The sequence below is a fragment of the Asanoa siamensis genome (assembly GCF_016862555.1).
Taxonomy (GTDB): Bacteria; Actinomycetota; Actinomycetes; order Mycobacteriales; family Micromonosporaceae; genus Asanoa; species Asanoa siamensis.
The window spans coordinates 100,563-121,923 of the sequence record NZ_BONE01000009.1; the positions used below are offsets into that span (position 1 = coordinate 100,563).

Genomic DNA, 21,361 nt, shown 5'->3' on the forward strand with positions numbered 1-21,361 from the left:
AGCATCACGCCGGACCGGGAGGCTCCCCCACTCCGAACGTGCCCACCCGCCGCGCCGCGGCCATGGCGGCCCACGCCGCGATCTCGACGATCTCGCGATCGCCGGCCCCGACGGCGCGCAGCCGCTCGATGTCGCGGTCGGTCGACTGGTACGACGCGAAGGCGGCCAGCAGCGCCAGGCGGCCGGCCGGCCGGTCGGCGCGGGGCAACGTGTCCACCGCCGTGGCCAGCCAGCCGCGGTTGGGGCCGGGCGGCTCGCCGTGCCAGGTCTCCAGACGGTCGACGACCAGCGCGCGGGCCGAGGCGGGCACCGCGCGCAGACCGGCCCGCTCCATCGCGGCCGCCGCCCGCGCCAGCGAATCTTCGACCACGGGGCTGCCGGCCGTCCACTTGAGATCGTCGGGGGTCGGCGCCGTGGGCAGCAGCGCCAGCGAGTCACCGGGCGCCGGGTCCCGGCGGCCCAGCCCCATCATCCGGCCGAACACGCGGCGCACCAGCGCGCGGGAGCCGCCGGGCAACCGGTCGGGGAACGGCGACGCCGGCAGGAAGAGGTTGACCATCCGGTTGATGTAGTGGAACACCACGGCGACGCCGAGCACCTCGGGCAGCGCGTCGGCCGGCACGTCGGGCACGCCGCCCGGCTGGCCGCTGCCGCGCGCCCACTGTGCCAGCCGGCGCCGGGCCGGATCGGCGATCTGGTCCAGCCGGCCACCGGCGACGACGGCCGCCTCACGCCCGCGGGCGAGCCCGTGCAGCGCCGAGCTGTGCACGTCCACGCAGTAGGGGCAGGTGTTGCCGAGCGACACCGCGGTGGCGACGAGCTCCTTGGTGGCCCGGTCGACCGTGCCGCCGGCGACCAGGGTCTCGCGCAGCACCGACCAGCACGCGGCCAGCACCTCGGGCGCCGGCGAGTGCAGGCTGACCGGCGGCGCCAGCATCCCGAAGTCGCCCTCGACCTGTGCGTAGACCCGGGCCACCAGGCCGCGCGCGGTGCCGATCGGCACCGGCGTGACGTGCCGGACGGTCGCCGCCGCACGCCGGGTGCCGTGGATCATGATCACGCCCATCGGTTCCCCCTCTCCGCGACCACAATGGCCACCGCACGGCGCCGGAGCGATATCCGAGAATGCCGCGGGCGGGAGCGCACGCTCGAAGAAGGCGGACGGTCAAAAGCTGACTACCGTCGGCTACCGACGATTGGAGCTCCCATGTCTGCTGTCACGGCGCCGACGCGGCCAGGTCCGCTCGCCTTCCTCAACGTCCGTCACCATCGGGCCGCCCTCAACGCCTTCATGTTCGTGGTCGTCGCGCACTGGGCGGAGCACCTCGTGCAGGCGTACCAGATCTATGTGCAGGGTCGGCCGCGGCCGCAGGCCCGCGGCGTGCTCGGGCAGTTCTACCCGTGGCTGGTCACGTCGGAGTGGCTCCACTACGGCTACGCGATCGTGATGCTCGTCGGCCTGTTCCTCCTGCTGCCCGGCTTCGTCGGGCGGGCCCGGACCTGGTGGACGATCGCGCTGGTCATCCAGTTCTGGCACCACATCGAGCACCTGCTGCTGCTGATCCAGGCGCAGGCGGGCACCACGTTCTTCGGCGCCGCGGTGCCGACCAGCGTCCTCCAGCTCGTGATGCCCCGCGTCGAGCTGCACCTGTTCTACAACTCCGTCGTGTTCATCCCGATGGTGATCGCGGTCTACCTGCACCTGCGGCCCAACCGCCGGGAGGCGGAGGCGATGACGTGCAGCTGCCGCCCCCAGGTCGCCGTGCCGGCCGCGTCCCCCGCGTGACGTGCTCCGCCGAGGCGGGGCACTGCTGCTCCTGATCTTCTGTTTCGCGGTCGCCGGCGGCACGCCGGCGACCGCCGACGGTGGGCTCGTCGCCAGCGACCCGGCCGCGGGTGCCGTGCTCGACTCGGCACCCGCCAGCGTGTCGCTGACGTTCTCGGCCGCACCCGACGCGGCCAGGTCCCACGTCGCGGTCATCGGCGGCGACGGTGTCGCGCTGACCGCCGACGCGCCGCGCGCCGGGTCGCGGTCGACGCTGACGCTGCCGTTCACCGCAAAGGGGCCCGGAAACCTGACCGTGGCCTACCACGTCGAGTTCACCGACGGTGGCCAGACCAGCGGCAGCCTGCGGTTCAGTGTCGGCACCGGGGTCGCGCCGCCCGCGCCGTCGGAGGCCGAGCGTGCCGCGACCGACGACGCGATCTCGGCCCACGCCCACACGATCGACCCGCTCAGCGGATTCCTGCTCGCCGTCGACGGTGCGGCCGTGCTGGTGGTCCTCGCGCTCCTCTACCTGCGCCGGCCCTACGCGGCGCCCAGCAACTGACCCACACGGAAGGGGGCCCTCCATCTGGAAGGCCCCCTTCTTCGCGCGTCAGCCGCGGTGGGCCACGAAGGCGTCCGCGATGCGCCCGCGCCACACGGCGAACGCCGGCAGGTCTCCGTCGGGCGGCAGGTCGATCCGCGCCTCGTCGGTCACCTTGGCGGCGCTGGCCGCCGACATCCCGCACAACAGCTCGCTGGCCAGCTCGTTGTGCGGCTGCACGAGGTTGGCCTTGACCCGCGCCGCGGCCGCGAATGCCGCTCCCTGCATCAGCTCCGGCTGGTGGGCACCCGCGGCCTCCCACAGGCGCCGCAACTCGTCGCCGGTGGCACCGCCGGCGTAGCAGGCGGCTAGGCCGACGCCGGCCCACAGGTCGGGCTGCCGGTCCGCGGCGAACTTGCCGATCAGGGCGGCGGCCACCCGGGGGTCGGCACCGGCCACGAACCAGGAGGCGCGGCCGATGCCCTGGTCGATCGCGTTGTTGGCGTAGGACCGCCCGTCGTGCGGCCACGGGAACGCGGGGTCGCGGTGCTGGTCGTGCACGTAGCGGTCGGTGGCGAAGTAGGCCTGGTGGAAGCCGAAGCCGTCGAGCACCAGCCAGCGCAGCAGCGGGTCCGGGGCGTACAGCGTCGACCAGCGGAACTTGGGCAATCGGGCCATGGCCCATCCGACGCCGACGTAGACCATGTAGACGTGGTCGGCGGCGCGGCCCGCCAGGAACCGCTCGACGTGCCGGCCGCCACCGAGCGGCAGGCCGTCCCGAACAGCGAGCGCCATCGCCGCACCCTCGTACGCGAAGCCACGAAAGCCCATCGGCACGCGCTCGAGCGGCTCCTCGGCGTCGGTCGGGTGCTTGGCCTCGGCCGCGTACGCGTAGCCGGCGAGGAACGTGCGGCCCACCGTCTCCAGCCGCTCCCGCCCCTCGGCGGACTTGACGTGGAACCCGCGCACGTCCATGCGGGTCGCGGCGACGCCGGGCGTGAGCACCCTGCGCCGCATGGTTCGCCAGATACTCATCGGGTCCTCCCCGCGTCGTGAAGGTGGCTGGCGAGGTGGGCGCGGATCCGGTCGCGCCACACCTCGTAGTCGGGATCGGCCGAGGTCGGCAACCCGCCTTCCGCGACCTGGTCGGCCAGGTCGGCGGCGTCCCCGGCGGACAGGCCGGCCAGCACCGTCACGCCGACCTCGCTGTGCGGCGGGACGAAGCCGGCGAACGTCCTGGCCTTGGCGGCGAAGACCGCGCCCTGGCCGAGGGTGTCGCGGTGCGGGCCGGCGGCCGCCGCGAGCCGGCGCAGGCCCTCCGCGTCGGTGCCGCCCGCGAAGGTGGCGGCGAGGCCCACCCCGCTCCACAGGTCGGCGCGCCGGTCGGTTCCGAAACGGTCGACGGCCGCCGCGACGTCGTCGGGCTGTCCACCGTGGATGAACCAGAGCGCGCGCCCGATGCCCTGGTCGGCGGCGCGCGGGAAGTAGTCGGCCCGGCCGAGCCAGGGATAGGCCGGCAGGCGTTCCTGTCGGGTGACCCAGCGCGCGGTCTCGAAGTAGGCCCGGTCGAATCCGTAGCCGTCGACCGCGAGCCAGCTCATCGTCGGGTAGTAGGGAGTGCCCGTCAGGTCAGGCAGGACGTTCTTCCACAGCGGGCGGGGCAGGCGGGCCATCGCGAACCCGATGCCGATGTAGGTGAGGAAGGTGTGCGGCAGCCCGGGACCGCGGAGCAGGTCACGGGCCTGGTCGCGGCGCCCGCCGGGCAGCGCGTCCCGGACGGTCAACGCCATCGCGGCGCCCTCGTAGGCGAAGCCGCGCATCTCCTGGTCGACGAGCTCGAGCCGGCGTTCGAGCTCCCACTGGCTACGCACCTCGATCCCCCACTCGAACCCGCAGATCACGGACTCGGGAATCGCCTCCAGCCGCCGCGTCGCCGTGGTCGGCGTGACGGGAAAGCCGCGGCGCTCGAACGTGACGTCAACCAACGACGGTGTCAGGGCCAACCGGCGCACTGCGCCCAGCATCGGCATGTCGGTCTCCTCTGGCAGATTGCTTCCATCGTGCGGGACCCCATCCCGGCCGGGCGTCTTCGTTCGTGCGCGCCCCTGTCCTGGGCACGCCGGGAGAACGAGCCGCCGGTCCGACCGCCGGAGAATATTCGCGTCGATTCGGAAAGCCCGTCCTGCGCGGTTTCAGGAGGCAATGGTGGACGAAGATCCTGTCAAGATCCTCACGATCGAGGCATTCGCCGACACGATCGTGCCCGGCGAGAAACGGTCGCCGGACGACCGGGCCGTGGCGGGTGCCGCACCGGGCGCGGGCGCGGTCGAGGCCGGTGCCCTCGACCTTCTCCGGCTTCCCGGCGGTGGGCTGGCGGAGGCGCTGGATTCGCTCGCGGTGACGGTCAACGAGCACGCCGCGGAATACGCCCGGGGAAAGGGGCTGGTGCTCGACGACAGCGTGCCGCCCTTCGTGGCCCTGCCATTCGACCACCGCACGGAGCTCGTCCGCATCCTTACCGATCCGGCCCATCCCGAGAAGCAGATGTGGGTGAGCCTCGCCCTTTTCTGCAACATGGCGTTCGACAGCGCGGCACACCTGCCGACCGCGCAAGCGTTCGCGGACGGTCATCCCGGCCTGTTGGGCATCGGTTACTTCCCACCCGACACGACGGGCGAATTCCGCTTCCCTGACTTCAGCTACGGCCGCCAACTGGCGAAACACCATCCACACACGACCGCGACGGGAAGCCCGGCATGAACACCATCGAATCAACCGACGTCCTCGTGATCGGCAGCGGCTTCGGCGGCGCGATCGCGGCCTACCACCTCGCCGCCGGCGGCGCGAAGGTCGTCGTGCTGGAGCGCGGGCCATGGCTGCGCGCCGACGAGTTCGACCACGACTTCGAGCTCGGCAAGTCGTACACCCGGATCTTCGACTTCGTGGTCGGCGACGGCATGAGCATCCTGGGTGGCAACTGCGTGGGCGGCGGCAGCGTCGTCTACTTCGCCACGATGCCGCGGGCGCCGCGGTTCGTCTTCGAGCGGCGGGGCAGCATCGGCCGGCGCATGTGGCCGGCGTCGATCGACCGGGACGTCCTGGACCCGTGGTACGACCGGGTCAGCGACGCGCTGCCGATCACCCAACAGTCGTGGGACCGCGTGCCGTACGCCGGTGGGCTCTGGGCGGCGGCCTGCGACCACGCGGGGCGGACGGCCAACCCGGCACCCTCCGCTATCGACCTCGACCTATGCACGAACTGTAACTGGATGATGGCCGGCTGCCGCTTCGACGCCAAGCGGTCGCTGCTGCTCAACTATCTGCCGGCGGCCCTTTCCCACGGTGCCGAGATTCGGCCGCTGCACGAGGTGCAACACCTGACCCGGAACGCCGACGGCAGTTATCGCGTGCACTACCGGCACGTCGACGACGACGACTACCGGATTCTGCACGGGGCCGGCGAGATTGACGCGAAAATCGTCGTCGTGGCCGCCGGAGCGGGCGCCACTCCGGTCATTCTGCAGCGTTCCGAACCCCATCTCGGGACGATGCCGCGTGCGGTCGGCCGCTATTTCTCCGGAAATGGGGAACGGCTCAACACCGCGATTTACGACGAGGACCGCGTACGCGATGTCCTCGGTTTGCAACGGTCCGACGGAAAGGCCTATTCCGCCTATCAGATCGGCCGAGGCCCGACGGTCGCCAGTTGGGACAGACTCGACGGTTCACTTCCCGAGTACGAGCGCTTCTCGCTCGAACAGCTCTATTTCCCACCCGGCCTCGGCACCATCCTCGCGCAGGTCCCCGGCGCGACCGGACCGAGTTGGTTCGGCGTGGAGAAGAAGGAGATGCTGCGCCGCTGGCAATCGTGGTTGACCATCTTCACGATGTCCGAGGACGACAACGAGGGGGTTTTCGGGCCACCGCCGGAGACCGGCAACGCCCACCGCCTCTCGCAGCAGATGCTCGGGGTCGGTCCGTTGCGCTACGAGCCGACGGCCAACACCTGGCGCGGCTGGCGGGCCTCGGACGCCGAGGTGAAGGACATCCTGGAGCGCGACGGCCTGGCCCGGGTGGCGCCCTGGACCAACGACCTGGTCGGCGCGTACACGGTGCACCCCCTGGCGTCCTGTCGCATCGGCGACGATCCCGCGACGTCGGCCCTGGACGATCGGCACGAGTTGCGCGACCACCCGGGAATCTTCGTGACCGACGGGTCGGCCGTGCCGGCGGCGCTCACCGTCAACCCGGCGCTGACGATCGCCGCGCTGGCCGAGCGGGCCATGCCCGGGATCGTGGCGGCGGCCCGCGCTCGCGGCGTCGCGGTGGCCTACACCGGCGGCCTGCCGACCGGCGTGCGGGCCGGCGTCGGGCCGGGCGCGATGCCGGCGGCCGCGGCCAAGGTATGACCCACCGGGGCGGACGCAGACGAACGCCGAATTTCGGACTCATTTGTTGTTTGCGCAAACTCCGGACGCGTTATCGGACATTATCGCTATCCACCGCACGCGCTCCCATGCATAGGTCCCTACTCCGTGATTGCGCTCCGTATCCGTCTGAATCGCGACTGTTGCGGGCGGCCGGACGATCGACTAACGTCGACGTGGATTCGGGCGCATTGCGAGGGGACTGTGAGCAGGGCAGCTACACCGGCAGCACGGAGGCAACCGGGCGCTGACGGTTTCCCGCAGTGACTTCAATTGCAATTCTCGATAAGAGACGTTGAGGTCTCCAGGGGGAATGCGCACCGGAAAACGGTCGAGGAAATTACTGCGAACTCTGGGGAGGGGATCGTGGGGGACCCGGTCGAGGAAGCTGCTAAGCGCGCCATCGAGGCCATGCGTGAGAATCTGAGCGAGCAAATCACGGTGGATGACATGGCGCGCGCCGCGATGTTCAGCAAGTTCCATTTCACGAGGATTTTCCAGCGGGCAACCGGAGTCTCACCGGGCCGATTCCTGTCGGCCCTGCGGCTCCAGCGGGCCAAGTACCTGCTCGTATCGACGTCACTGAACGTAGCCCACATCAGCCTGCGGGTCGGCTACAACAGCGTCGGCACGTTCAGTTCCCGCTTCAGCAAGAGCGTCGGCATGTCGCCGACGGCGTACCGCAAACTGGCCGGCTACGCGCCGCACATCCAGGTCGCGCCGAACCCGACCGGCCCGGCCTCGACCGCGTGCGTGCACGGTCAGGTCCAGCCGGCCGACCCCGACGACGGCAGCCTGGTCTTCATCGGCCTCTTCCCGGACCGGGTCCCGGAGGGCCGGCCCGTGCGGTGCAGCATCCTCTCCGGGCCCGGCCTGTTCCATTTCACCTCGGTGCCGCCCGGCACCTGGTACCTGCTGGCCCAGTCCGTCGACGGCGACCCCGAGGAGATCGCGCCGAACCCGCACCACCAGTCGATCTCGGTGGCGACGCACGGTCCGCTCACCATCTCGCACGACACCGTGCTCAAGGTCGACGTCCAGCTCCAGCCCGCTACGGCCTTGGACCCACCCGTCCTGCTCGCCCTGCTCGACGCGCGCAAGATCGCGCTCAGCGTCCTGGCGGCCCAGGAGAAGGCGCGGGCGGTGACCGTCCTCCCGACGCGTCTGCTGCCCCGGCCCGCGGCGACCCGCTCGGCCGCCTGACCGCACCATCGCTCGCCCGTGCCGTGCCCGCCGGCACGGGCGGGCCCGGTACGGGGGCGCGGACGGCGGGTTCGACCAGGACCTGCATCCTTCTGGGGGGATCGATGCGCATTTCTTGCCTGAGCAGGCAGACGGGCCTGCCCGTCGCGACCATCAAGTTCTACCTACGTGAGGGCCTGCTGCCGCCGGGCACGCCCACCGGCCGCAACCAGGCCGACTACGACGAGGGACACCTACGCCGGCTACGGCTCATCCGGGCGCTGACCAACGTCGGCAAGCTCGACCTCTCGACCGTCCGCCAGCTCCTGGCGAGCATCGAGGACGACGAGCTGAGCCTGGCCAGTCTCTACGGCGTCATCCACTCCTTTCCCGACGACGCCGCGCCCCCGAAGCTCAACGGGCTGGCCGACGCCACGGCCGACGTCGACAAGCTGATCGACGACCTGGGCTGGTCGATCTCGCCGGACGCCGCCGGCCGGGACAGGCTGGTCCAGGTCGTCGCGGCGCTGCGCCAACTCGGGTGCGACTGCGGCATCCAGTTCTTCGCCCCCTACGCCACCACCGCCGAACAGCTCGTGGCGGCCGAGATGGACCTGCTGCGCCCGGAGAGCGAGGGGATCGACCGGGCGGCGGCCGTCGTGCGCGCGGTGCTGCTCGAGGTGGCGTTGACCGCGGTGCACCGGTTGGCCCGGGAGCACTACGTGACCAACCGTTTCGGCCCGGCCGACGACGAACCGCCCGGTGCGGGGTCCGCACCGGGCTGACGTCGCGCGGAGAGTTCCTACCGGGGCAGGTTTGCGAACTGTCCCGGCTTGCGGCCGTCACCGGCCGGGCCCCGGTACGCCTGCGCGATGGTGAGCCACCGCGTCGCCTCCGGACCGGTCGCGGTGACCGCGAGGTCGGCGGGGTGCCGCCGGCGGGTGACCAGCAGGCAGAAGTCCTCGGCCGGGCCCGTGACGCGCTCGGTCGCGTCGGGGGGACCGAACTCCCACACGCGCCCCGACGGGGCCGTGATCTCCCACCGGAACGCCACCTCCGGCACCTCCAGGCCACGGGCGAGGTAGCCGAAGTCCCAGGTGCGCACCGCGAAGCCCACCAGGTGTCCGATGCGATCCGTGCGGGTGCGGCGCACCCGCAGGGCGTCGGCGACGTCCTGGCCGTGGCCGAACAGCTCCATCATGCCCGCCGACGCGAGCACCGCGACGGGCAGCGGCCGCACGAGCCAGGGCACGAGCTGGTCGAGCGGCAGGGCGCCGAGCGCCTTCTCCGCGGTGGCGCGCTCGGTGCGCCAGCGCTCCAGCAGCACCGCGGGTGGCTCGGCGAGGTACTCCGCCAGGGCGCGGTCGACGTTGGTGTTGAAGTCCGGCGAGAGTTGGCCGAGCAGCGCCCGGAACCGCTCGGGGTCCGATGCGGACAGTGCCGCCAGCCGGAAGGTCGCGGCGAGGTGGGCGATCTGGTGCGCGACGGTCCAGCCCGGGCTCGGCGTCGGCGTCGCCCAGGCGGCGGGCTCCAGATCGGACACGAGGTCGTCGATCTCGTCACCCTCCGCGACGAGGTCGGAGATGACACTACGTAGTTCGGTCACGCGATGGCCTCCTTGTCGGGATCAGGCTCACCGAGCATGCGCCGGCCCGAAGCGCGCTGTCTTCTCCCGAAATGCCGACGCCGCGCATTTCAGGAGAACGGAATGCGGACCCCGCGGAACTAGCGTCGGCGGTGTGTCGATGGGGCACTCAGGTCACGCCAGGAATCGAGGGATAACAATGACCACCAGTTCCTCCGCACCCCCGGCCACCGGCGTCGGCGGGGCCGAACAAGCCGCGATCGCCGCAGTTCCCAGCCGGCTGGTGCAGGCCTGGGCCGCACAGGACGCGCGCGCGTTCGCCGACCTGTTCGTCGAGGACGGCACGATGCTGCTGCCGGGCGTCTACCGCAAGGGCCGCGCCGACATCGAGGCGTTCATGACCGGTGCCTTCGCCGGCCCCTACCGGGGCACGCGGGTGACCGGGACGCCGGTGGACATCAAGCCGCTGGGTGCCGGGGCGGTCGCGCTCATCACGGAGGGTGGCGTGATCCCGGCAGGCGAGACAGCGCTGCCGGACGCGTCGGCGATCCGGGCGTCGTGGATCCTCGTCAACCGTGACGGCGACTGGCGGCTCGCCGTCTACCAGAACTGCCCGCGCGACCCGGCCTGACCCGCGCACATACGGAAGGCGGCGCCGATGACCGGCGCCGCCTTCTCGTCGGTTCAGACCTTGGGCGGGTCGAACAGGGTGGGAAACTTGGCGGCCAGGCCGAGGTCGCCCTTGGTCTTGAGGCGGCCGCGCATCACGAGCATGACCGCATGGGCCTGGCCGGTGACGAGACTGAGGAAGTCGACGCCACCGATGGAGAGCGTGAGGTCGGGAGCGAGGTAGTGGCCTTTGCGGACCGAGCACCGGCCGCCGGCCACCGTCATCTCGTAGTCGTCGGTGCGGCCGTCGGGGCGGTCGCCCACGCGCCAGTGGATGACCGCGTTGAGTGCGCCCGCCCGGTCCGAGCGGAACACCTCGGGCATGTTGCTGAAGATCTCGTCGAGTACGGCGGGACGCCGGTCGCCATGCATGAGCCGCCGCAGCTCGGGGGTGCTCGTCCGCTTGACGAACGCGCCGAGCTCCCGTGGGCCCATCGTCGTCGGGTCGGTCATGGTGATTAGGGTGGCCGATCCCGTGCGGCCCCGACATCTCCGAGGATGCCTCATCGCCTAAGCGTCGCCCGTACGCATAAATTAGTAATTAATGTTGACATCCGCTCGTCATGAGATGCACGATCGTCGAAACATTCCGCCGGGCGAAGGACTCCGATGTGAACCGATCTGCGCTCACTGCCCTGCTTGCCGTCGCGACCGCCGTCACGGCCGGTCCGCTGGCCGTGTCAACGCCGGCCGCGGCCGCCACGCCACAGCCGGTGCTCAGCCCGACGCCGTACCTGGGCTGGAACACCTACTACGGGCTCGGCGGCGACCCGACCGAGGCCGAGGTCAGGGCGTCCGCCGACTTCCTGGTCAGCAGCGGCCTGCGCGACGCCGGCTACCGCTACGTCTGGATCGACGGCAACTGGGCCGCGCCGACCCCGCGCAACGAGGCCGGCGACCTCGTCGCGAACCCCGCCCAGTTCCCCAACGGCCTGGCCGGTCTCGTCGACTACATCCACGGCAAGGGCCTCAAGGCCGGCATCTACACCGACGCCGGGCCCTACATCCCCGGGAAGTGCGGGCTCGGCAGCGGCGGCCACTACCAGCGCGACGCGGACCAGTTCGCCGCGTGGCGGTTCGACGCGGTGAAGGTCGACTACCTGTGCGGCATCGCGGCCGACCTCGACCCGAAGACCGTCTACACCGAGTTCGCGACGGCGTTGCGGAACAACGCGAGCGGCCGGCCGATGCTGTTCAACCTGTGCAACCCGGTGACCTCGCCGGACTGGGGCAACTACCCCGAGGAACAGCAGTCGACCCACTCCTGGTCGTACGCTCCGGCCATCGCGCAGTCCTGGCGCACCTACACCGACGTCGGCTTCCAGGGCGACATCAAGTTCAAGGACGTGCTGCGCAACTACGACGCGAACGCCCGCCACCCCGAGGTCGCCGGGCCGGGACACGTCAACGACCCCGACTACCTGGGACCCCAACTCGGCATGTCCGACGAGGAGTTCCGTACGCAGATGACGCTCTGGTCGGTGGCCGCCGCGCCGCTGATGATCGGAAGCGACCTCCGTACGCTCAGCCAGGCCTCGCTCGACACGCTCAAGGACCCCGACGTGCTGGCGATCAACCAGGACCCGGCCGTGGTGCAGGCGGTCCGCGTCGGCCCCGCCGGGGCGACCGAGACGTGGGTCAAGCGACTGGCGAACGGCGACCGGGCCGTGGTCCTGCTGAACCGGGGCGACACCCCGCGGACCCTTACCACCACCGCGTCGGCGGTCGGTCTGAGCGGCGGGCGCGTCCGGCTCGCGAACGCCTGGACCGACCAGGTCACCGAGAGCGCCGGCACGATCAGCGCGGCGGTCCCGGCGCACGGCGCGGCGCTGTTCCGCGTCAGCAAGGCCCGCGGCGGGCCGGGCGTCCCGCACGTGACCGCCGGCCTGCCCGTCGTGACCGATGTGGATGGTCGACCGGCGCCGGTGGTCGCCGGTGGCGACGAGGTCCGCGTCGAGGTCGCCGTGCGCAACGACGGCTCACTGCCGGTGTTCACGCCGGCCGTCCGGCTCGCGGCACCGGCCGGGTGGACCGTCCGCGCGCAGGGCCGCGCTCCGCTGCTGATCGCGCCCAGGGGCAGCGCCACGCTCGTCTTCGCGGTGACGCTGCCGGCCGGCGCCGCTCCCGGCACCGCCGACCTGACCGCCACCACGACGTACGACGCGCTCGGGCACGGCCGACAGCGACGCACGACGACCGCCGGCGTGGTGGTCGCGCCGGCCGCACCGGACGGCGAGGTCGTCCTGTCGCACCACGCCTGGATCAGCGCCACCAGCGGTTGGATGAGCCCGACCGTCGACGCCAGCGTCGGTGGCTGGTCGCCGATCAGCATGCTCGGCCAGGTCTACCCGACCGGCATCGGTGTCGCGTCGCCGTCCACGGTCCGCTACTACCTCGGTGGTGGCTGCGGCCGGCTGGCCGCGACCGTCGGCATCGACGACGCGGTCCGCGACGTCGGCCCGGAAGGCGCCACGTCGACCTTCCAGGTGGTCGGCGACGGTCGCGTGCTGTTCGACAGCGGCGTGCTCACCCGTGACGACGTCCGCCAGGTCGACGTCGACCTGACCGGTGTGCGGGTCCTGGACCTGGTCGTCGGCGACGCCGGGGACGGTGGCTACAACGACCGCGCCGACTGGGCGGGCCTGACCGCCAGTTGCTGAACCGCCGCACGCGCACCCGGGTGGCGATCGGCCACCCGGGTGCGATCCTGTGAACCATGGAACTGCGCAGGGACGGGCGCGCCTGGCGGATCGGCACCGCCGCCGACGTGGCCTGGCTGGCGGGAAAGACGACCGACGGCCTGACCATCACCGCGGCGGTGCCGCCGGTCTTCGCGGCCTACGCGACCTGCCACCCGCCCGACGGCGTCTCCTATCCCGCCCACGAACGGGCCCTCGTCACAGAACTCGCCCGGCACACGACGGACCAGCCCTGGTGGCTCGGTTACCTCGACACCGGCGCCCACGACGTCGTCTTCCCGCAGGCGCCGCGGGTGGACCTCTACTGGCGCTGGGGCTACGTGCTGGTCGAGGCGGGCCCCGAGCAGGCGCTCACCTGGCGGGCAGGCCACATGCGCGGCGACGGGCCGCTGCCCGACCTCTTCTTTCCCAGTGACCACTCGTGGCTCGTCTCGGCGCTCTGGGACGACACCTGGACCGCCTTCGGTGGCAGCGCTGAAGTCGTCGACGCCCTCCTGGGCAACCCCTTGGTCAACGCCCGCACCGTCGGCCTCGACGAGGACGCGGTGCCGCCGGGTCTGACCCGCGAGTGACTCGACCCGAATAGGTTGGGAGACATGCGGCTACGACGGGTGTACGACGAGACGGGGCCCGACGAAGGCACGCGCGTCCTGGTCGACCGGATCTGGCCGCGCGGTGTGCGCAAGGGCAGCTTCGACGACTGGCTCAAGGAGGTGGCCCCCTCGACGGAGCTGCGCGAGTGGTTCGGGCACGACCCGGCCAAGTTCGCCGAGTTCCGGCGCCGCTATCTCGCCGAGCTGAAGGACCCGGGGCACGCCCGCGCGCTCGACCAGCTTCGCGACCTCCAGCACCAGGGGCCGGTCACCCTGCTCACCGCGACGAAGGACGTCGCGCACAGCCACGCCCAGGTGCTCGTCGACCTGCTCAGCTAGGCTCGACGCTGAACTCGTACTCCTGGCCCGGCCGGTACGCGGCACCGAACTCGAAGTTCTCGAACGAGACCCCGCCGGGGATCGGCGACTGGCTCGCCCAGTAACAGGCGCGGCCGTTGACCAGCACCTCCAGGTCGGGGTCGGGATCGGCGGCCCGCCAGGTCTGCACCGCGGTGCGCCCCTCGTAGTGCCAATGTGGAGCGGTGCCCTCGGCGTACGCGACGGTGGTCGGCGCCGCCTCGTCGGTCGTCGCCGACACCACCACCGCGCCGTCCGCGTCGCGCCCGAGCGCGTCGAGGCCGAACCGGGCGTGCGCCGTGAACCGGTCGCCGGTGAAGCCCGGCCACAGCTCCGCCGGCGTCACCGGGCCGGAGGCCAGGTGCAGCCGGCGCAGCCGCGCCCAGTTGCCCATCGTCGCCGTCAGCGTCAGCCGGGCCAACGGCACCGAGTCGGGGTGGTGGAATCCCGCCACGGCGACCGCGTACGGGCGGTCGGGCCGGAACCGCAGCCGCACGTACACGTGCGCGCCGTTGTCGAACCGCTCGACCGGCACGTAGACCGTCAGCTCGCCGGACGGCTCGACCACGCCGGGCGAGAGCGGCCCGAACGCGTCGGTCGGCGCGGCGGCGCTGCCCATCCGCTTGCCCCGCTCCCCGTCGAGCGCACTCCACTCGAGCTCCGAGAAGCCGCGCTCGGTCGCGCCGACCGGCGTCGGCTCCACCGCGATGAAGTTGACGACGCGCAGCGGCCCGTGGCCCAGATAAGGCGCGTAGACCCGGAGCAGCCCGCGTGGCCCGGGCAGCGGCGCCAGGCCGATCTGGAGCCCGTCGGCGAAGCCCCAGCGCGGCTCGGCGCCCGCCCGCACGTATTCCATCAGAGGCTGACGTCGCCGCAGAGGTGCACGGCGAGCCCCAACTCGTGGAAGAGTGCGGCCTTGGCGAGCAGGGCCCGGTCGGCGCCGTCCGCGTCCGGCGCGTAGGCCACCTGGACGTGGTTGGCCTTGTGCCGGGCCATGAGCTGGTCGCGACCGACGCCGTGCAGCACCGCGTGCATGATCGGCCACTGTGGAGTCGTCGCCTCCAGCCGGCGCCGGGTCTCCTCCTCCGGCAGCGCGACGACGTGGCCGCGCCCGATGTCGACGTGCAGCGCGCCGTCGGCGATGAAGACCCGCGACCAGACGATGTGTCCCGGCTTCGAGACACCACTGAGCGTGCCGCCGCCGAGCGGGAAGTACATCGGCGGCTGCCGCATGCTGTAGCTGTGCTGGTATCCGCCGTTGTGCGCGGCCGGCACCGAGCCCGAGATCTCGAACACCCAGACGAACTCACCGTCGTACGGGTCGCCCCAGCGGATGTCGTGCAGCGTCGTCTCCGGGTCGAACCCCATGGCGGTCCAGATCCGGTTGGTCACCAGCGCGTCGACCGCGACGCCCTCGTCGACCTCGTTGAAGTGCGGCAGCGGTACGCCCGGGTAGAGCTCGCGGGCGCCGTCGCGGCTGTACACCCGCGGCCGGTCGGCGTTGTTGAGCAGGCCCTCGGCCAGGTCGCTGGCCGGCACCGTGTCCTTGAGGCCCTGCTGGTACTGGATGCCCACCGCGTCGAGGCCGAAGTCGTCGCTGATCCGCAGGGCGGCGATGTACATCTTGAGCTGGGAGGTGACCTGGGCCTCGGTCAGCTCGGTCGCCTCGTCGGTGCCGAAGTGGAAGGTCAGCCCGCGCTCGTCGAGCCACTCGCGGGCGGCCTTGGCCTCCTCGTCGCCGACCCGGCGCATCTCGGCCACCAGCGCGCTCTGCGACAGCCGCTCCTTGTAGACACCCAGCGGGTTGAGCAGCTCGTCGTCGATGATGGCGTTGTACATGCCCATGCAGCCCTCGTCGAAGACGCCGATGATCGCCTTGTCGTCGCGGAGCTGCCGGGCCAGCGCGACGCCCAGCTCGACCTCGGGCGAGCCCGCGTCGAGGGCACCCAGGTCCCGCACGTGCGACTCGTCGTGGCGCAGGACGCCCGTCGACAGCCAGGTGCGCAGGCCCTCGCGCGCCCACTCGTCGGTGAAGTCCTCGCTCCACAGTGTCGAGTGCGCGACGCCGGCCTTGGTCAGGCTGGCGCTGAGGTTGAGCAGGCCCACGAGCCCCGGGAACTCGCCGGACCAGTTGGCGACGACCAGGATGGGGCCGCGGTGGCTGCGCAGGCCGGCGAGCACGTGATGGCTGTACTGCCAGACGGCGTCGACCACGACCAGCGGCGCGTCGACGGGGATCGTCTTGAACACCTCGATCCCGGCGCGCTGGCTGTCGATGAAGCCGTGGCCCTTGTCCTCGTCGAACGGGTGCGCCCGGTGCACCGCCCAGCCCAGGTCCGTGATCGCCGCGGCGAACGCCGTCTCGAGCTGCTGCTGCGCGGGCCAGCAGGTGACGTTGGCGCTCGGCCGGAGGTCGCCGCTGGCCACCGTGTAGACGGTGGACGGGGCGAGTGACGGCCGCTGCGTCACGGCGGGGAGTCGGTAAGCGGTCATCGGTGGACCTCCAGACGATCGTGGTCAGGCGTGGTCAACGCCAGTGGTTGCCCCGGGGCCAGCCGCACGGGGCCGGTCGCGAGTGGACCGTGCCGCGGGTGGTGCACCCGCAGCAGGTTGAGCACGAGCTCCCCGCCCAGCACCTCGACCTCCGCACCGGCGTCGGACAGGCGCAGGACGCCCCAGCCGGTGCCGGTGGTGAAGGGCAGGTCGCCGTCGACGCGCGGGGTGAACGACAGGGAGCCGGTCGGTGCGTGGTAGTCGGCGCCCGTCAGCGCGACCAGCACGCCCCAGCTCGCCATCGAGCGGGCGTAGTGGTTGCCGCACTCGGCCTCGTTCCACGGGTTGCGGCGGTGGCCGTCGTGCCGGGCCCGGACCGCGCGCACCAGCTCGAGCGCCTCCTCGACGAGGCCCTCGTAGACGAGGTGGCTCGCGACCTGGTATTCGATGCCGGTCCAGACCTCGTCGCTGTAGACGAACGGGATGCGCGGTCGACCGCCCCGGGGCCAGGAGCAGAGCACGAGACCGGTTTCGCCGCCCAGCGCGTACGTCCGCTGCACGCTCTGATGGCTCGTCAGCTCCCGCCGGAAGTTGTGTCGGTGGATCGCGGCGACCGCGCTGCGCACGTGGGCCTCGGGCAGCACGTAGCCCAGCCCGCCGAGGTGAGCCAGCGCCTGGCCGAACACCTGGTCGCTGAGGCAACCGGTGCCGTACTGGTAGCGCCGCGCGTCGACGTCGTCGAGCCGCTGGTCGTAATATTCGCCGTTGAACAACAGCTCGTCGACCCGGTCCCGGCAGGTCCGCGCCGCCGCCCGCCACCGCGCGGCGGTGTCCGGCTCGCCGACCCGGTCGGCCAGCGCCGCACCCGCGTGCAGGGCCGCCAGGAACATCGAGTTGGCCAGCGAGTTGGGCCCGAAGAACTCGATGTCGTAGGTGTTGTGCTGCTCGCTGTCGAGCACGCCGTCGCCGTCGCCGTCCCACTTGGCGAAGGCATAGTCCAGGGCCCGCTTCGCCCCCGGCCAGCAGTCCCGCACCAGCGCGTCGTCGCCGCTGAACCGCCACTCCCGGTGCAGCCGGACGACCGCGCCGAGCTGGCCGTCGACCGCGGGGTGGAAATCCCAGGCCGGGTTGCCGAACACGCTGTTGGCCCGGAAGTTCATCCGCCCGTCGGGCCGGGTCTCGTGCAGGAACTCGGTGCGCCGGGCGTCGCGCTCCAACTCGGGGAACAGATAGGCGACGGTCTGCGCGTAGTTCCACACGTGCGTGCAGGTGCCCTCGCAGCTGCCGCGGTGGTCGAAGGAGCCCTCCCAGGCCGCGAATCGGCCGTCGGCCAGCCGGAAGCAGGTCGTGCTGCGCACGGCGACCAGCGTCGCGCTGACCGCGTCGACCACCTCGGCGGGCAGCGTGCTGCCGAACAGCGCCCGGTGGAACGCCCGCGTGCTCTCCTCCAGCGCCGGGCCGTGCGTCACCAGGTGCCGGGCGACCGCGACGGCGTCGGCGAACCGGGTGGCGTAGTGGTTGCGGACGACCTCGCCGGCGTTCGCGTTGTCCAGGTTGATGTTGCCCTGCCAGGCCCGCGGCCGGTTCGGGAAGTGCCACGTGAGCAGGAAGCTGAAGTCTCGGCTCTCGCCCGGCGCCAGCGGGTGCGCGATCGCCAGCGAGCCGACCCGCAACTTCGTGAACCACTCCGGGTACGGCGGCGCGTCGAGCGAGAACTCCCCCTCCGCCGAGAGCCGGCCGGTGGAGCGGAGCTCGTCCCAGAAGACCTGCACACCGTCCTGCCAGAAGCCGGACAGCCACTGGGGCTTGGCGGTGACGGCCGGATCCGTGGTGGCCAGCGCGACGGTGCCGTGCCGCAGGTCGTCGGCATCGAGGTCGTTGGCGAACGCGATCCCGCACAGGCCCGGTTCCGCGAACCAGGTGTTGCGCGGGTTCCCCGCGTACTCGGGGAAGTGGAACACGTTCCAGCCGCTGATCCCGACCTGGTTGGCCAGCGAGCCGGCGATCGTGACCTCGACCGGCTCGGCGGTCGGGTTGCGCACGGTGTAGCGGAGCACCGCACCCGGCACCCCGGACGCGTCGGCGTCGAGCGGGACCAGTGGCGTGAAGGCCGTGAGCGTCACGTCGACACCGACCTCGGGATCGGCGAAGTCGATGTGCAGCAGCGGATATTCGCCGCGCATCGCGCTGGAGGCGAGCCGCGGCAGCCCGGCGAGCCGGCCGGCGTCGTAGCCCTGGTCGCCCTCGTGCGGCCCCGTCAGCGGCCCTTCCAGGACCTTCGTGACGGGCTCGCGTCCGGCAAACGCGGAACGGATCGCGAAGAAGCTGAACGGCAGGCGGGTGCCTTTGGCGGGCCGGTTGCCGAGCTCCCAGTCGCGCAGGTCGCCGCGCGCGCCGACCGAGACGTTGCCGGTGCCGATGCCGCCGAGCGGAAAGGCCGCGGCCGTCGCGTCCGGCCCGAGCGGCGGCCGCGGGAAGACGCTCACGCCGACGCCCGCTGCTGCGCGGCGGCCAGCCGGTGGGCGATGCCCGCGGTGGCCGGATACAGCTCGAGATAGAGCGCGTAGCGGTCGTCGTAGGTCGCCCGGAGCTCCGGGCGGGGTGAGACGGTCTCGACGACCGGGTTCCAGGCGTCGATGTCGACCGACGCCACCGCCCCGGCGGCGAAGAAGGCCGCGCCCAGGCTGGCGCCGACGGTCCGCGCGGGGATCTGCTGCGGGCGGCCGGTGACGTCGCTGACGATCTGGGTCCACAGTCGGCCCTGCGCGCCACCGCCGACGGCGACGACCCGGTCGACGACTCCCCCGGCGGCCTCGATGGCCGCGATGTTGTGCCGCACGCCGAACGCGGTCGATTCGAGCGCGGCCCGGTAGAGGTCGCCGCGCGTGTGGCTGACGGTCAGGCCGGCGATGACGCCGCGCGCGTCCGGGTCGGCGATCGGCGTGCGCTCGCCCTCGAAGTAGGGCAGCATCAGCAGGCCGTTGGCGCCCGGCCCGGCCGCGTCGGCCAACTCCAGCAGCCGTGGGTAGTCGCGCGAGCCGAACAGGTCGCCGAGCCAGCGGGTGACTGCGCCCGAGGTGGCCATGCCGCCGGCGAGGTTGCGGGTGCCGGGCAACGCGCCCACCGTGCCCCACAGCGTCTCCGCGGTGCGCGCCTCCGCCACGGTGTTGACCAGGAACATGGTCGTGCCGTACATGAGCATCAGGTCGCCGACCCGGTGGGCGCCGACGCTGATCGCCTCGGACCAGGCGTCGATCGTGCCGGCGATGACCGGGATCCCGCTCGGCAGGCCGGTTTCGGCGGCCGCCGCCGCGGACACCGTGCCCACCACCTCGCCCGGCCAGCACAGCGGCGGCAGGGGCAGGTCGGGGGCGACGAGCGCGGCCCACGGCCGGTGCCAGTCCAGCGCGGCCGGGTCGTAGAGCGGCGTGCACTGGCTGGCCGAGTGGTGGTCGAGGTAGTAGGCACCGGTGAGCTTCCAGCCCAGCCACGAGGCCGGCTGGAAGAACAACCGGGCGCGGGGCAGCACCTCGGGCTCGTGGTCGCCGAGCCAGGCCAGCTTGGGGCCGGCCGCCTGGGTCGACAGCGCCGAGCCGCAGCGCCGCCGGATCGCGTCGGCGCCCCCGAGAGCCGCGGTCAGGCGGGCGATCTGCGCGCCGGCGCGGGTGTCGATGCCGTAGAGCATGGCCGGCCGCAACGGTTTGCCGCTCTCGTCGGCGACCAGCACGCACGGCCCCATGCCGCTGACGCCGACCGCGGCGACCCGGGCCGGCCGGTCGGCCGTCACCTCGCGGATCAGGGCCACCGCCTCGTCCCACCAGAGCGCCGCGTCCATCTCGACCTGACCCGGCGCGGGCCGGGCGACGTCGTGCTCACGGACAGCGGTCGCCAGGACCGCGCCGTCCAGCCCGACCAGCACGCCCTTGCTCGACGACGTGCCGATATCGATGCCGACCACGGCGAGGGCCCCGACCATGGGCTAGACGATGGCAGAAATCGATTTCACCGTCAATGGGTTCTCGATGCCGACTGTCAGGCCCTGCATCGGAAGCGGCTCAGCTGCTGGCGACGATCTGGTTGCGCAGCACGATCGTGCGCGGCGGCTGGTCGTCGCCGTTGATCCGCTTGAGCAGCAGGTCGGCCGCGGTCACGCCGAGGTGCCGGGCCGGCAGGCTGACCAGCGTCACGGCGAGCGGGGTCGGCGCGAAGATGGGCAGGTCACCGAAGACCGCCATGCCGACGGCCGGCGGCAGCAGCCCCCGCTCCGCCAGCAACTGGAGCGCGCCTACACCCATCAGGTTGTTGGCCACGAAGACGGCGTCGGGCGGCGTCGGCAACTCGACCAGTTGCCGCATCGCCTTGTGGCCGCCGTCGATCCGGAAGTCCGCGTAGATCAGGTGCTGCTCGTCGTGCTCCAGCCGGAGCCCGGTCACCGCCGCGCGCCAGCCCTCGGCCCGCAGCGTCGCGGTCTCCACGTCGCGCGGGCCGGTGATGCAGGCGATCCGCCGGAACCCCTGCGCGGCCAGGGCCTCGGTGGCCGCCCGCCCCCCGGCCCGGCTGTCGACCAGCACCGCGTCGATGTCGTAGCCGTGCGGGCCCCGGTCGACCGCCACGATCGGCCGCCCGCGCCTGATCAACGCGTCGAGGTCGCTGTGGTCGCCGGCGGCGGCCAGGATGACGCCCGCCATGTTCGCGCTCAGCGCGATGTCGAGGTAGCGGGACTCCTTCTCGTGGTCCTCGTCGGTGTTGCAGAGCACGACCGAGTAGCCGGCGGCCTGGGCCACGTCCTCGACGCCGCGGGCGAGCGAGGTGAAGAACGGGTTCTCGATGTCCGGGATGACCAGCGCGATCACCTCGGAGTTCTGTAGCCGCAGCGTGCGGGCGACCCGGTTGGGGGTGAAGCCGAGCGTCTCGGCCGCCTCGCGCACCCGACGGGACTTGTCGGCCGACACGTTCTGCCCGTTGAAGACCCGCGACACGGTCGCGGGAGACACGCCGGCCCGCGCGGCGACCTCGTAAATCGTTGGCATTCGTTTCCTCACGTCGG

General features: G+C 72.1%; 20 protein-coding genes. 10 read left to right on the plus strand and 10 right to left on the minus strand.

Features of this window, described 5'->3' with window-relative positions; translation table 11 throughout:
* Window positions 1–4 precede the first annotated feature (4 nt).
* Window positions 5–1,066, minus strand: coding sequence for a carboxymuconolactone decarboxylase family protein (locus Asi02nite_RS08270; RefSeq protein WP_203711576.1), 1,062 nt, complete (start codon window positions 1,064–1,066; stop codon window positions 5–7).
* 141 nt (window positions 1,067–1,207) lie between these two features.
* On the opposite strand from Asi02nite_RS08270, the gene Asi02nite_RS08275 reads away from it, so the two are divergent.
* Window positions 1,208–1,786 carry a hypothetical protein gene (locus Asi02nite_RS08275; RefSeq protein ID WP_203711577.1) on the plus strand — a complete coding sequence of 193 codons (579 nt, stop codon included), beginning with the start codon at window positions 1,208–1,210 and terminating at the stop codon, window positions 1,784–1,786.
* 1 nt (window position 1,787) lies between these two features.
* Entirely contained in the window at window positions 1,788–2,330 is a 543-nt protein-coding gene (locus Asi02nite_RS08280) for a copper resistance CopC family protein (RefSeq protein ID WP_203711578.1), read from the plus strand.
* Between the two features lie 48 nt (window positions 2,331–2,378).
* On the opposite strand, the gene Asi02nite_RS08285 is transcribed toward Asi02nite_RS08280, so the two are convergent.
* Together Asi02nite_RS08285 and Asi02nite_RS08290 are read right to left on the minus strand one after the other, a co-directional pair.
* On the minus strand, window positions 2,379–3,344 hold the full coding sequence (locus Asi02nite_RS08285) for a DUF1702 family protein (protein ID WP_203711579.1): 966 nt from the start codon (window positions 3,342–3,344) through the stop codon (window positions 2,379–2,381).
* Window positions 3,341–4,339, minus strand: a complete 999-nt coding sequence (locus tag Asi02nite_RS08290) for a DUF1702 family protein (RefSeq protein ID WP_203711580.1) — start codon at window positions 4,337–4,339, stop codon at window positions 3,341–3,343. Before Asi02nite_RS08290 ends, Asi02nite_RS08285 begins: the two co-directional genes overlap by 4 nt.
* 172 nt (window positions 4,340–4,511) lie before the next feature.
* Here Asi02nite_RS08290 and Asi02nite_RS08295 point away from each other — a divergent pair, with 172 nt between their 5' ends.
* The 4 genes from Asi02nite_RS08295 (at window position 4,512) to Asi02nite_RS08310 (ending at window position 8,703) form a co-directional block, all read left to right on the plus strand.
* Window positions 4,512–5,069, plus strand: coding sequence for a DUF5987 family protein (locus Asi02nite_RS08295; RefSeq protein WP_203711581.1), 558 nt, complete (start codon window positions 4,512–4,514; stop codon window positions 5,067–5,069).
* The gene (locus Asi02nite_RS08300; protein WP_203711582.1) at window positions 5,066–6,718 is read left to right on the plus strand and encodes a GMC family oxidoreductase N-terminal domain-containing protein; all 1,653 of its coding nucleotides are present in this window, start codon (window positions 5,066–5,068) and stop codon (window positions 6,716–6,718) included. The genes Asi02nite_RS08295 and Asi02nite_RS08300 overlap by 4 nt, the downstream gene beginning before the upstream one ends.
* A 384-nt stretch (window positions 6,719–7,102) precedes the next feature.
* The gene (locus tag Asi02nite_RS08305) at window positions 7,103–7,939 is read left to right on the plus strand and encodes a helix-turn-helix domain-containing protein (protein WP_203711583.1); all 837 of its coding nucleotides are present in this window, start codon (window positions 7,103–7,105) and stop codon (window positions 7,937–7,939) included.
* A gap of 104 nt (window positions 7,940–8,043) precedes the next feature.
* A complete protein-coding gene (locus tag Asi02nite_RS08310; RefSeq protein WP_203711584.1) occupies window positions 8,044–8,703 on the plus strand; it encodes a MerR family transcriptional regulator in 660 nt (219 codons plus the stop codon).
* A 17-nt stretch (window positions 8,704–8,720) separates the two neighbouring features.
* On the opposite strand, the gene Asi02nite_RS08315 is transcribed toward Asi02nite_RS08310, so the two are convergent.
* Window positions 8,721–9,524, minus strand: a complete 804-nt coding sequence (locus tag Asi02nite_RS08315) for a TIGR03084 family metal-binding protein (protein WP_203711585.1) — start codon at window positions 9,522–9,524, stop codon at window positions 8,721–8,723.
* 178 nt (window positions 9,525–9,702) lie between these two features.
* On the opposite strand from Asi02nite_RS08315, the gene Asi02nite_RS08320 reads away from it, so the two are divergent.
* On the plus strand, window positions 9,703–10,134 hold the full coding sequence (locus Asi02nite_RS08320) for an SgcJ/EcaC family oxidoreductase (protein ID WP_203711586.1): 432 nt from the start codon (window positions 9,703–9,705) through the stop codon (window positions 10,132–10,134).
* Between the two features lie 53 nt (window positions 10,135–10,187).
* Here the strand turns inward: Asi02nite_RS08320 and Asi02nite_RS08325 are convergent, their stop codons facing one another.
* A complete protein-coding gene (locus Asi02nite_RS08325) occupies window positions 10,188–10,625 on the minus strand; it encodes an SCP2 sterol-binding domain-containing protein (RefSeq protein WP_203711587.1) in 438 nt (145 codons plus the stop codon).
* Window positions 10,626–10,783: 158 nt separating this feature from the next.
* Between Asi02nite_RS08325 and Asi02nite_RS08330 the strand changes: the two genes are divergently transcribed.
* The 3 genes from Asi02nite_RS08330 to Asi02nite_RS08340 are packed head-to-tail and all read left to right on the plus strand — an operon-like array spanning window position 10,784 to window position 13,803.
* Window positions 10,784–12,832 carry an NPCBM/NEW2 domain-containing protein gene (locus Asi02nite_RS08330; RefSeq protein ID WP_203711588.1) on the plus strand — a complete coding sequence of 683 codons (2,049 nt, stop codon included), beginning with the start codon at window positions 10,784–10,786 and terminating at the stop codon, window positions 12,830–12,832.
* 56 nt (window positions 12,833–12,888) lie between these two features.
* Window positions 12,889–13,443 (plus strand): hypothetical protein, encoded by a 555-nt coding sequence (locus Asi02nite_RS08335; protein ID WP_203711589.1) that lies wholly within the window; start codon window positions 12,889–12,891, stop codon window positions 13,441–13,443.
* Between the two features lie 24 nt (window positions 13,444–13,467).
* Window positions 13,468–13,803, plus strand: coding sequence for a DUF488 domain-containing protein (locus tag Asi02nite_RS08340; protein ID WP_203711590.1), 336 nt, complete (start codon window positions 13,468–13,470; stop codon window positions 13,801–13,803).
* On the opposite strand, the gene Asi02nite_RS08345 is transcribed toward Asi02nite_RS08340, so the two are convergent.
* The 5 genes from Asi02nite_RS08345 to Asi02nite_RS08365 all read right to left on the minus strand — a co-directional run bounded on the left by Asi02nite_RS08345 (window position 13,796) and on the right by Asi02nite_RS08365 (window position 21,344).
* Complete coding sequence (locus tag Asi02nite_RS08345) at window positions 13,796–14,677, minus strand: hypothetical protein (protein ID WP_203711591.1); 882 nt, start codon at window positions 14,675–14,677, stop codon at window positions 13,796–13,798. The genes Asi02nite_RS08340 and Asi02nite_RS08345 overlap by 8 nt on opposite strands.
* Window positions 14,677–16,314: a fucose isomerase gene (locus tag Asi02nite_RS08350; RefSeq protein ID WP_203711592.1), complete on the minus strand. Its 1,638-nt coding sequence runs from the start codon at window positions 16,312–16,314 to the stop codon at window positions 14,677–14,679. Before Asi02nite_RS08350 ends, Asi02nite_RS08345 begins: the two co-directional genes overlap by 1 nt.
* Window positions 16,311–18,800: a GH116 family glycosyl-hydrolase gene (locus tag Asi02nite_RS08355; protein WP_203711593.1), complete on the minus strand. Its 2,490-nt coding sequence runs from the start codon at window positions 18,798–18,800 to the stop codon at window positions 16,311–16,313. The genes Asi02nite_RS08350 and Asi02nite_RS08355 overlap by 4 nt, the downstream gene beginning before the upstream one ends.
* Complete coding sequence (locus Asi02nite_RS08360) at window positions 18,797–20,290, minus strand: FGGY-family carbohydrate kinase (RefSeq protein ID WP_203711594.1); 1,494 nt, start codon at window positions 20,288–20,290, stop codon at window positions 18,797–18,799. The genes Asi02nite_RS08355 and Asi02nite_RS08360 overlap by 4 nt, the downstream gene beginning before the upstream one ends.
* A gap of 79 nt (window positions 20,291–20,369) precedes the next feature.
* Entirely contained in the window at window positions 20,370–21,344 is a 975-nt protein-coding gene (locus tag Asi02nite_RS08365; protein WP_203711595.1) for a LacI family DNA-binding transcriptional regulator, read from the minus strand.
* Between the last annotated feature and the right edge of the window lie 17 nt (window positions 21,345–21,361).